The following is an 11334-nucleotide window of genomic DNA, read 5'->3' on the forward strand; positions in this document are numbered from 1 at the left end:
ACCATTTTGAATACATGCCCGTGTTCAGCCCCATCGGCGGCACCGGCTCTGTTATGGATGATGCCGCCCTTATCGCGGAAGAGGCCAAAAAAGAGCTGATGAAACAGACTTTTTCCATTCTCACTGATTATTATATTTCCAAGGATTGGGATGAGATTTTAAAGCTCTGCCTGGATCCCAAAATTCCGCCCAAGGTCAGGCTGAAAGCGGCAGAAATGGTAGGCGAGTTAGGTGATGCCACGGCTGTGGAGCACCTGATCAACCATAAGTTCCCGACCCCGGTGCTCCAGGAAGGGGTGAAAAAAGCCATTGAGCAGCTCCATGAACGCCATTTCACCCGGGAGTGTCCCTTCTGTGCCGAGATTATTAAAAACCGGGCCACGGTATGCAAACATTGCGGCAAGGATGTGCCCCGGGCATAATTGGAAATAAGTACGCTATGCAGGACCGTCATTGGGGGATGACCCCCGATAAAAACAGGGCATTGATGCACACAAAAAGAATGATGCCTGAGTTTGTGTGTGACGCTGTAAACCTGGAGGGCCTGAATTTCACCATTCCTGAAATTCAGACCCTGCTTGACGGTATAACCGTTGGTGGACATAAGGTTTCGGATCAGCAGGTGGCCCTGAACCAGGCAAATGCCTGGAAATACATTTTCAGTCTGGTTGAAAATGATAATTTTAAAGTCGATATGCTAACGGTCAATAAAATTCACAAACTAGCGGCAAAAGAAGATGCGCTGACCTGGGGAAAATTCAGGGACGGAATCGTAACCATTGCCGGCACCCTGTATACGCCACCTATGTCAGAGCAGTTACCGGAACAGTTTGACCTGATGCTGTCAACTGCCTTTGAATATATTGATGTGTATGACCGGGCAATCCATTATTTTTTAGCCATGGCCCGAAACCAGTTTTACCATGATGTGAATAAACGCACCGGCCGCTTCGTAATGAACGGTTTTCTTCTTCAAAACGGATTTCCAGGGATAAATATCCAGGCAAAACGCAAACTGGAATTCAACACCCTGATGCTGGAATTTTACGAAACCGAAAACCCGGTACCTATGAATCAATTCATTCGGTCCTGCCTGGACACCAGAATCATTGGGGATATGAAGATTCTTCTATGAATACAGTTTTTCATTTGTTGACTTTTTCCAGGTTGAAAGATCTGTAGATGATCATTTCACCGCTTCTTTTATCCGGATCAAGGACAATGGGTTCAATTTTTTTTAACAGGTCCCGGGCCTGGGAATAATCCGGGATGGCGTCAAGGCCCTGTCCGATTGTTTTTCCTGTGATGCTGTCTTTGATCATGGCGCTCCTGGCATCCGTGGATACGGCAAAGGGAATGATGTGGTCATAGATCAGCCTGGCACCGGCCAGAATTTCCCTCTCATAGGATCCAATAGACCCTGCCACGCAGGTAATGGCCATAAAGGGGCGGTCTTCCACGCTTACAATCAGATCAATCACGGACAGATAGTCTTCGCCCTTGAACTGAACGGTTAAAGGGACATCCACACGGATATCTGTTTTGGCGTATCCTTTGGTCTGAACCAGGAATTTTTCAAAAATCTGGCGGCTGGCTTCCGCGCCCACATTGTCGATCTCTTTGCCGGTAATATAATCAGTGATTTGATCAAGTGTCATAATTTATAAACTATTCAAGTTGTGAAATCATTAATTTTAATATTTGTCTTATTTCCCCTGGATCAGGCATTGGCCTGTCATTTCCAAGGGCTGCTCTATGCCAAGAACCTTGAGTATGGTCGGGGCAATATCCCCAAGTTTGCCGTCCAGAAGCGTGATGGCAGGGGCTGGCTTGGCTGCAACGATAAATCTTACCGGATTTAAGGTGTGGGCCGTATGGGGGGACCCGTCTTGGGCCAGCATCTGTTCGGCGTTGCCGTGGTCTGCCGTGACAAAAGCAGTGCCGCCTGTTTCCCAGATGGCTTCAACGACTTTTTTTACACAGATGTCCACGGTTTCACATGCCTTTACCGCCGCTTCAAATATGCCGCTATGGCCCACCATGTCCATGTTGGCAAAGTTAAGCACCACAAACTGAAATTTGCCTGATCTGATCTGCTTGCAGGCTGTATCCGCCACTTGGGCTGCACTCATTTCAGGTTTTTGGTCATAGGTGTCCACATCCCGGGGGGAGGGGATGAGTATGCGCTCTTCTCCCTCAAAAACAGCCTCGTCACCGCCGTTGAAAAAATAGGTGACATGGGCGTATTTTTCAGTCTCTGCAATGCGAAGCTGGGGGATTTTATGTTTGCTTAAGATCTGTCCTAAAATGTTGTCCAAGTGCTGGGGACCAAAGGCTGCGGGCAGATCAAAGTGCTCGTCATACCGGGTCATGCACACAAAATCGGAAAGCGTGGGATTGACGGGCCGCTCAAATTCGTAAAAATCTTTTTGTGTAAATGCCCGGGTGATCTCCTTGGCCCGGTCAGCCCGGAAGTTGAAAAATATTACGCCGTCGCCCTCTTTAATTCTGCCTTCATTCCCCGGGCAAAAGCATACCGGATTGATGAATTCATCGGTTTCTTCCCGGTCATAGGCGGCCTGGATGGCCTGGGCCGGGGTCTGTCCTGACGCATCAATCCCTTTGCCCTGGGTATAAAGCGCATAGGCCTTTTCTATCCGTTCCCAGCGGGTATCCCTGTCCATGGCCCAGAAACGGCCGGCCATGGTGGCCACTTTTCCTGTGCCAAGGTCCTGGAGTTTGTCCCCAAGCTGTTTTAGAAAATCAATGCCTGATGTGGGAGAGGTATCCCGGCCGTCCATAATGGGGTGGATATAAACCCGGGTAATGCCCTGATCCTTTGCCATTTTTATTAAGGCAAACAGGTGATTGATGTGGGAGTGGACCCCGCCGTCGGAAAGCAGCCCTAAAAGATGAAGGCTTTTATCTGCCTGTTTGACCTTGTTCATGACTGAAACAAGGGCCGGGGCGGAAGAAAAACGGTTGTCCCGGATGGCCATGTTGATCCGGACAAAATCCTGGGCCACAATCCTGCCGGCCCCGATGTTCATGTGTCCCACCTCGGAGTTTCCCATGGTGCCGTCGGGAAGCCCCACGGCCTCGCCGCAGCATTTAAGGGTTGTGTTCGGGCAGCCGGCCATAAGCGTGTCCAGAAACGGTGTGTTGGCCGCGGCCACGGCATTGCCTTTTTCCGATTCGTTGATGCCCCATCCGTCAAGTATCATCAAGATATTGACCGGCTGTTTTTCAAAATCCATCGTCATCCTCCATATCGGTTGCTGTCTGGGTACCAAATCCGGAGAGATCAACCCGTTTGGCATCACTCCACAGTCCTTCAAGATCATAAAACGTCCTGGCATCGGATTCAAAGACATGGATGATCAGGTGCCCGAAATCCAGAAGCGCCCACTGGCCTTGTTTGACCCCTTCTGCACCTAGTGCCTTTATTTTTACATCCTTAAGGGATTTTACAATATGTTCGGCCAAGGACGTTACCTGCCGGCTTGATCCGGCCTCCACAATGACCACCATGTCTGTATAAGAGGTTAATTCACTGACCATCAGTGCAACCAAGCTTTTGGGTTTTCGGTCAAATATCGGGGAAAGATAGGGGATATATTCCTCTTGGAGGGCGATCATTTATATAAATCCTTTGTTCTGATAAAAGTCTCAACATATTCAGGTACAAGCCCTGAAATGGATTTACCGGATTTAATCCGGTTCCGAATCTGTGTTGATGAAATATCAATTCTTGGAACATTGCAGATGCGGATAGCAAAAAGCCGATCATGGACAAAAAGGTTATCGTCTTTAAGTTTGTACCCTTTTGCAACGTGTTCGTCAATAAAGGATGCAAACGGTGCCATCCCGGTTTTTTCTCCTCGCTGCATGACGATCACGGGCAGGGCCCCAAAAATTTGACGGGCCTGTTTCCAGGAAGGCGTGTCAAAAAAAGCATCAGAGCCTAAAAGCAGATGAAAACGGGCGTCTTTACCAAAGATGGTTTTAAACTGGGATATGGTATCGATGGTAAATGACGGGCCTTGCCGCTGAAGCTCAATGTCAGAGACCTGGAATCCATTCAGATGCTTCACAGCACCTTTTACCATGGCCAGCCGATCCTGTGCTGACGCCAGGTTATGGTTGGGTTTGTGGGGGGGCAGGGCTGACGGGTAAAGGATGATTGTGTCAAGGGCGCAATGTGCCTTAACGTATTGGATAATACTTAAATGGCCGTTGTGAACCGGATTGAATGTGCCGCCGAAAAGTCCTGCATCCATCTTGGCTGTCCGTTAAAGGTTGCCCGGCACTATCCCTTGTCTTCAGGTTCTGTTGCTTGAAGCAGTTGAGCCAGGTGGTTGACCAGGGTTTTAACGCCATTGCCCGTGGCTGCGGAAATGGTAAAAACAGTTTGATCAGGCAAAGCGTTTCGAAAGGCCTCAACCCGGTTTTCTGTGCCCGTAAGATCAATTTTATTGAGCACCACAACCTGGGTTTTGTTTGCCAGGGTATCGCTGTGCATTGCCAGTTCATTGTTTATAAGCTGAAACTGTGCCAGCGGATTTTCCGGATCAATACCGCCTGAATCAATGAGATGCACCAGAATGCCAGTACGTTCAATATGTTTAAGGAATTTTATTCCAAGCCCCACCCCTTCATGGGCACCTTCAATCAGTCCGGGGATGTCAGCTACGGCAAAGGGTTCGCCAAAGGGCGGCTCCACCATGCCGATGGTCGGGGTCAGTGTGGTAAAGGGATATTCGGCAATTTTGGGCCGGGCTGCGGAAATGCTTGAAATCAGGGTGGACTTGCCTGCGTTGGGCAGGCCCACAAGCCCGACATCTGCCATGAGTTTCAGCTCCAGGCGAAGTTTCATCTCAACACCCGGGATTCCGGGCTGGGCAAATCTGGGCACTCTGTTGGTGGATGTGGCAAATCGTTTATTGCCCCGTCCGCCCATGCCGCCCCGGGCTATAACTATTTCTTTGACAGGGTCGGTGAGGTCTGCAAGAATCTCTGAAGTTTCAGCATCAAAGACAATGGTACCGGGAGGCAGTGACAGATAGCAGTGACTGCCGTTTTTGCCGTGTTTCTGCTGTCCGAGGCCGGGAGATCCGTTCTTTGCGCTTAAGTGTTTCTGGCGGCGATATTCATACAGGGTCCGTTTTGAAGGATCCACCCGAAGGATGACATCTCCCCCATCGCCGCCGTCTCCGCCGTTGGGCCCGCCTTTTTCAATGAAACGTTCACGCCGGAAACTGACACAGCCTGCACCGCCGCTTCCGGACCTGATCGTAACAATAGCTTCATCAACGAATTTCACGCGTCATATACACTAACTTTTTTCTTGTCACGACCTTTTCTTTCAAAGGTCACGACACCGTCAATCTTGGCAAAAAGGGTATAGTCTTTGCCCATCCCTACATTGTTGCCGGGATGGATTCTGGTGCCGCACTGTCTGATAATGATATTACCTGCGGTGACTTTTTCTCCGCCGAATTTTTTCACACCCCGCCGCTGGGAGTTTGAATCACGACCGTTTTTTGAACTGCCTGCTGCTTTTTTATGTGACATAGTTATCTCTCTTTCATTAACACGCTACAAATTTAATATGCCTTAAAGACACACAATTAAGCTGAAATGGAATCAATTTTGATTTCAGTGTAGTGCTGTCTGTGGCCTCTCATTTTCCGGTAGCCTTTGCGCCGTTTGTATTTGAATACAAGCTGTTTTTTGCTCCGGCCCTGTTCCACGATAAAAGCTTTGACGCTTGCATTCTCAATTTTGGGCGCGCCTAATGTTACGGTCTCACCATCGGAGTATAAAAGGACATCATTAAACTCAATTGCAGATCCTTGGCTGCCCTCAAGTTTTTCAACCTTTAAAACCTGATCCTCATGGACCTTGTATTGCTTGCCCCCGGTTCTGATTACTGCATACATGGATTTATCTCCTTACAATCTGACATCATATATATAGTATCTAAAAAAACTCTGCATACTATAACTATTTGTCTGTATTGTCAATTAATTTTTAATTTCATATTCTAACCGGGCCGGTACTTGAACTGGCTTTGATACAGCTGGTAATAGCTGCCCTGCATGGCCAGAAGTTCCCGGGGGGAGCCTTTTTCGATAATTTTGCCTTTGTCAATGACAATGACCTGGTCGGCATTGGCAATGGTGGAAAGACGATGGGCAATGACAAAGCTTGTGCGGCCGCGTATCAGCTGGTCAAGTGCCTGCTGGATGAGTACCTCCGTACGGGTGTCCACGGAACTTGTGGCCTCGTCCAGGACCAGGATGGCCGGATCGGCCAGGATGGCCCGGGCAATGGCCAGAAGCTGGCGCTGGCCCTGGGACAGGTTTGACCCCCGCTCGGAAAGCAATGTGTGGTAGCCCTGGGGCAGGCGGCGGATAAAACCGTCTGCCCGGGCAGTGCGGGCTGCGGCAAACACCTCTTCATCCGTGGCGTTAAGCCGGCCGTAACGGATGTTTTCCAGCACAGACTCACTGAACAAAAAGGTCTGCTGCAGGACTATACCTAACTGCCGCCGCAGGCTTTCACGGGTTGCGCTGCGGATATCAATGCCGTCAATGCGGATTTCTCCCTGCTCGTTATCGTAAAACCGGGACAACAGATTGATCAGTGTTGTTTTTCCGGCACCCGTGTGCCCCACCAGGGCGATGCGCTGTCCGGGCCGGGCATGCAGGCTTACATCATGCAGCACCGGAATCCCCGGGGTATAGGAGAAGGTGACATGGTCAAACCGGACCTCTCCGGCCACTTGGTCGAATCTACAGGCATCGGGCGGGTCTGCTGAATCAGGAACCGTGTCCATAATTTCGAAAATCCGTTCAGCCCCGGCCAGGGCTGCCTGGATCTGGTTGTAAATATTGCCCAGCTGGCGCAACGGTTCTGCAAAACGCCTGGAATAGGAGATAAACGCGGCAATGGTTCCCACGGATACCGCGCCGCGGACAGCCAGCCACCCCCCCAGGCCGCAGACCACCGCGATGTTGAGATTGGACAGGATGCCCATCATGGGCATGACCAGAAGCGACAGGGTCATGGCTGCGATGCCGGTGGTCCGGGCTGCTTCGTTGGCCTGATCAAACTTTTCCAGGGCGTTTTGCTCCTGTCCGAAAGCCAGCACCACCCGCTGTCCGCTGTAAGTTTCTTCAAGGGATGTGTTCAGATCGCCTAAATTTTTCTGGTACTCCTGGAATTTCCCCCGGGTTTTTTTCCCCACCAGCCCCACCAGACCGATCATCAAAGGAAAGGCCAGCATTGAGCCCGCAGCCAGCCACGGATCTATAAAAAAGATAATAAGCACAATGCCGGCCAGGGTAAAAATCCCGGTGAATAACTGGGCCGCATAGTTGGTGAGCACCTGGTTGACAGCATCCATGTCATTGGTCAGCCGGCTCATCAGATCCCCCTGGGCCCGGGTGTCAAAAAATTTAAGCGACAGGGTCTGCATATGGTTAAACAGATCAGCGCGCAGGGTCTGCATGGCCTTTTGGGATACATGGGCAATTAAAACGCCCTGCACTAACTGGGCCCCGGAGGAAATCAGGTAGGCGGCCAGCATGAGCAGGAGAGGCAGACGCAGCGCACCGGCCTGGCGGTTGCCCAGAAGATCAATGGTCCGGCCGACCAGGTAGGGGGTGGAAAGGGCCATGCCTGTGTCTGTAATTGCTGCGGCAAGGATCATTGCAAGGGTGTTTCGATACGGGTAAAGGTAACGCGAAAGACGGCGCAGGGTTCCGCCAGCATTTTTGGCCCGCCGGATATCCCGCACCAGCAGTGCCCCGCTGCCCCTTCCCGGACCGGTCATCCCGGTGAAATCTGATTTGACGGATTGCAGGTTTTGCTTATTTGTCATGGTTTCCTCTTTCACCACCACGGTTACTGAAGCTGGGAGCGGTAAATATCCTGGTAAATAGGGCTTGAGGCCAGCAGTTCAGCATGGGTGCCGGCGGCTGAAATCCGGCCCTGGTCAAGGAGCAGGATTTTGTCGGCATGAATCACGGTACTGATGCGCTGGGCCACGATCAGCCGGGTGACAGGGGGCTGGCAGCTTCCGGCCCACTGGTCCAGGGCCTTTTGAAGCCGGGTTTCCGTCTCTGCATCCAGGGCACTGGTGGCATCGTCCAGGATCAGCACCCTGGGCCTGACCACCAGGGCCCGGGCAATGGCAATGCGCTGCTGCTGGCCCCCAGAGAGCGTACCCCCGCGAGAACCGATCGGGGTGTCAAAGCCCTGGGGCAGGCGGTCAATAAACGCTGTGGCCTGGGCCGCGTCCGCGGCGGCTTGGACCTCTTCCCGGGTGGCCGCCATCCGGCCGTAACGGATGTTGTCCCGTATGGTCCCGCTGAAAAGAACGGTTTCCTGGAGCACCATGGCTACGGTGTTGCGCAGCCGGCCTAGGTCCATGTCCTTTACGTCAATGCCGTCAAGGGTGACCCGGCCGGCGGTTACGTCGTAGAACCGCGGGATCAGGTGAACCAGGGAGGATTTGCCGGCACCGGTGGCACCAAGTACTGCCACGGTTTCTCCGGGTTCAGCAACAAAAGAGATCTCTTTGAGAACCGGCTCGGTGCAATCTGTGCCGTAGCTGAAACAGACTTTTTCAAAGGCGATCCGTCCCTTGACCTGGTCCGGGAACACCGGACTGGCCGGGGGTATAACCCGGGGCCTTGCATCCAGCACCTCCAGAATCCGGCCGGCCGAGGCATCTGCCGCAGCCAGCGGACCGAGCATGATCCCCAGCAACAGGATCGGAAACAGGGCAAATCCAAGATAATTAATGGACGCCACCATATGGCCCAGGGTCATGCCCCCGGATAACACAAGCCCGCTGCCAAGCCATATGGCACCGATCAACGCCAGGTTCAGCGCAAAAAGCATGAGCGGCATGAACACCGCCGTAAGCCGGGAGACCTGGATAGCCTGGTCCATAAGTGCCTGGTTGGCCTGATCAAACCGGGTGATTTCATGGGCCGTGCGCACAAAAGCCTTGACCAGCCGGATACCGGCCAGGTTTTCCTGCAGGATGGTGTTCAGCCGGTCAAGGCGTTGCTGCATCGCCAGGAATAACTGGCGGGATCTGCTGGCGAAGATCCACATCATACCAATGATAAAGGGCACAAAACAGGCAGCCATCAGGGCCAGGCGTGGACTGGTCAGGGCCAGCATGATAATGGCGCCGGCAGCCCAGACCGGGGCTTTGGTCATGATGCGCAACTGCAGGATCACAATGGTCTGCACGGTGTTGACGTCACTGGTGGAACGGACAATGAGATTGCCGGTCTTAAGATGGTCGAGATTGCCGAATGAAAGGGACTGGACCTTGCGCATGAGCGCACTCCGCAGGTTGGCTCCAAAACCCAGGGCCGCCACCACCGAAAGCCGGTTGTTGGCCAGGGCAAAGATCATGGAGATCAGGGCCGCACCCGCCATATAAAGGGCTGTGGTGACCACAACATCCAGGTCATTGGCCAGGATGCCTTTGTCAATGATTCGCTGGGTTAAGCGGGGAATGGCAAGGTCGGCCGCCACCATGAGAAAGAGCAGGACCAGGGCGGTTACGGCCTGGACCCCATAGGGACGAAGGAACCGGTATAAACAGAGAAGGGAATTCATCGGCCCTCCTGACACGGCTTGCAGGCGTGTTCCGGTTCGTTGGGATCTGTGGCCCGGGCTGACCGGGACAAATGTTGCTGGACTTTGATCAGCGAAGAAAACAGGACTTTTTGTTCGTTTTGCCCCAGCACCGAAGTTAATTCCCGGTCCAGTTCTTCAAACGTGGTGCGTATCTCCCGGCCCAGGATGTTGGCTTTTTCAGTCAGCTGCACCTGGACAGTCCGCTGATCGGTTGCCATTCGCTGGCGTTGGATCCACCCGTTTTTTTCCATTCGCTGCAAAGTGCTGGTGGTCGTGGCCGGGGTGATGTTCAGTGCCTGGGCAAGGGTGGTCTGGGCCACACCATCTTTGCGCCAAAGACGGCCCAGGATCATTCCCTGGGTGTGTGACAGGCCGAACTCATGCAGTTTTGCCCGCATACGCATTCCCACAAGCCGGCTGACATGTGTCAGCAAAAACCCTAATGTCTGTTTCTGGAAATCTGAATTTGAATCGGTCATTTTTCATTAGTTTTCTAATTGTTAGTTATCAAACTAATAAATAGATCGAATATTATTGTCAATGAAAAACTGTTGTCCAGGCTTTTTTTGACTTAGGAATGAGCACGAAATAAAGTTCCCATTTTGATTGTTGAAGTATGAAAAGCTATGGATATGCTGTAATAGTTGGCGATTATGCAATGTTACTCTGAAGAAACAGAAAATCTTATGCGCCGATATTATGAAACCATTAATGAGCGAGATCACCGGAGATATGCTGGTATCGAAGCTCTTAAATTGGGGCATGGCGGTCGAAATTATATTGCCAAAATTTGGGGATGCAGCAGAAAAACAGTCTGTAAAGGTGCTGTTGAAGTGAGTGAGTTGCCTATGCGTACAGTTCAAAAGCGTATTGGAAAAATACCGGAGAACTCTCCCAAAATACGTAAAACCGGGGGTGGACGTAAGGCACAAGATAGTCGATCCGATCTGCCAAACGGATCCTGCTTTCCATTCCACTCGGCTGTATTCACCAATAACAGCAAAAGAAGTTCGCCGGAGGTTGATTGATATAAATGGCTATTCTGAGGATGAAATGCCATCCATTGCAACAATTAATCGAAAAATGAATAACTTAGGGTTTTGTTTGAAAAAAGTGGCCAAATGCGAACCTAAAAAAATTCCAGAAGTTAACATGATATTTGAATATGTTCATAATATTAATGCACTGGAAGATGAAACGCCTGGAGTATTAAGACTTTCAATGGATGCCAAAGCAGCGATAAAGGTAGGTCCGTTTTCCAGAGGTGGATATAATCGATACGGCCTGAGAGCTTGTGATCACGATTTTGAACCAGACGCCATCCTGAAGCTTTTTGGTATATTTTTACCAGCAACAGATGAACCCTTTTTCTATTTTACTGAAAGTAACATTACGGCCGATTTTATAGTCGATGCACTGGAAGAATTATGGCCGCGACTTAAAGAAAAATATGCTCCGCATACTTTAGTATTGAATCTGGATAACGGTCCGGAAAATAATAGCAAACGAAGTCAGTTTATGAATCGTTTGGTTGAATTTGCATTTAAGCATTCAGTCAATATCAGTTTGGCGTATTATCCCCCTTATCACAGCAAATACAATCCGATAGAAAGGCTTTGGGGACGATTGGAGCAATATTGGAACGGTGAAATTCTTGGTGATATA

General features: G+C 50.9%; 14 protein-coding genes. 4 read left to right on the forward strand and 10 right to left on the reverse strand.

The annotated features are described in order from the left end of the window. On the forward strand, nucleotides 1–422 hold a 422-nt coding region (locus AB7U36_RS10160; protein ID WP_428159667.1), incomplete at its 5' end, for a zinc ribbon domain-containing protein. Between the two features lie 38 nt (nucleotides 423–460). Continuing rightward, nucleotides 461–1135, forward strand: a complete 675-nt coding sequence (locus AB7U36_RS10165) for a Fic family protein (RefSeq protein ID WP_428159668.1) — start codon at nucleotides 461–463, stop codon at nucleotides 1133–1135. 10 nt (nucleotides 1136–1145) lie between these two features. Here AB7U36_RS10165 and AB7U36_RS10170 read toward each other — a convergent pair whose 3' ends face one another. The 10 genes from AB7U36_RS10170 to AB7U36_RS10215 form a co-directional block, all read right to left on the reverse strand. Next, nucleotides 1146–1658 carry a type I restriction enzyme HsdR N-terminal domain-containing protein gene (locus AB7U36_RS10170; RefSeq protein WP_428159669.1) on the reverse strand — a complete coding sequence of 171 codons (513 nt, stop codon included), beginning with the start codon at nucleotides 1656–1658 and terminating at the stop codon, nucleotides 1146–1148. A 48-nt stretch (nucleotides 1659–1706) separates the two neighbouring features. After that, complete coding sequence (gene gpmI / locus AB7U36_RS10175; RefSeq protein ID WP_428159670.1) at nucleotides 1707–3257, reverse strand: 2,3-bisphosphoglycerate-independent phosphoglycerate mutase; 1551 nt, start codon at nucleotides 3255–3257, stop codon at nucleotides 1707–1709. Then, entirely contained in the window at nucleotides 3247–3639 is a 393-nt protein-coding gene (gene rsfS, locus AB7U36_RS10180; protein ID WP_428159671.1) for a ribosome silencing factor, read from the reverse strand. The genes gpmI and rsfS overlap by 11 nt, the downstream gene beginning before the upstream one ends. Then, entirely contained in the window at nucleotides 3636–4280 is a 645-nt protein-coding gene (gene nadD / locus AB7U36_RS10185) for a nicotinate (nicotinamide) nucleotide adenylyltransferase (RefSeq protein ID WP_428159672.1), read from the reverse strand. Before nadD ends, rsfS begins: the two co-directional genes overlap by 4 nt. Before the next feature lie 29 nt (nucleotides 4281–4309). Continuing rightward, nucleotides 4310–5323: a GTPase ObgE gene (obgE, locus tag AB7U36_RS10190; RefSeq protein WP_428159673.1), complete on the reverse strand. Its 1014-nt coding sequence runs from the start codon at nucleotides 5321–5323 to the stop codon at nucleotides 4310–4312. Then, on the reverse strand, nucleotides 5320–5574 hold the full coding sequence (gene rpmA / locus AB7U36_RS10195; RefSeq protein ID WP_428159674.1) for a 50S ribosomal protein L27: 255 nt from the start codon (nucleotides 5572–5574) through the stop codon (nucleotides 5320–5322). Before rpmA ends, obgE begins: the two co-directional genes overlap by 4 nt. Before the next feature lie 56 nt (nucleotides 5575–5630). Further along, a complete protein-coding gene (gene rplU / locus AB7U36_RS10200) occupies nucleotides 5631–5942 on the reverse strand; it encodes a 50S ribosomal protein L21 (RefSeq protein ID WP_428159675.1) in 312 nt (103 codons plus the stop codon). A gap of 104 nt (nucleotides 5943–6046) precedes the next feature. Continuing rightward, entirely contained in the window at nucleotides 6047–7888 is a 1842-nt protein-coding gene (locus AB7U36_RS10205) for an ABC transporter ATP-binding protein (RefSeq protein ID WP_428159676.1), read from the reverse strand. A gap of 23 nt (nucleotides 7889–7911) precedes the next feature. After that, a complete protein-coding gene (locus tag AB7U36_RS10210) occupies nucleotides 7912–9648 on the reverse strand; it encodes an ABC transporter ATP-binding protein (protein WP_428159677.1) in 1737 nt (578 codons plus the stop codon). Beyond that, on the reverse strand, nucleotides 9645–10148 hold the full coding sequence (locus tag AB7U36_RS10215; protein ID WP_428159678.1) for a MarR family winged helix-turn-helix transcriptional regulator: 504 nt from the start codon (nucleotides 10146–10148) through the stop codon (nucleotides 9645–9647). The genes AB7U36_RS10210 and AB7U36_RS10215 overlap by 4 nt, the downstream gene beginning before the upstream one ends. A 232-nt stretch (nucleotides 10149–10380) precedes the next feature. Between AB7U36_RS10215 and AB7U36_RS10220 the strand changes: the two genes are divergently transcribed. Next, nucleotides 10381–10506 carry a hypothetical protein gene (locus tag AB7U36_RS10220; RefSeq protein WP_428159679.1) on the forward strand — a complete coding sequence of 42 codons (126 nt, stop codon included), beginning with the start codon at nucleotides 10381–10383 and terminating at the stop codon, nucleotides 10504–10506. Between the two features lie 78 nt (nucleotides 10507–10584). Next, nucleotides 10585–11334 (forward strand): ISAzo13-like element transposase-related protein (locus tag AB7U36_RS10225; protein WP_428159680.1); only part of this gene is annotated, 750 nt, incomplete at its 3' end.

Source organism: Desulfobacter sp. (assembly GCF_050177295.1).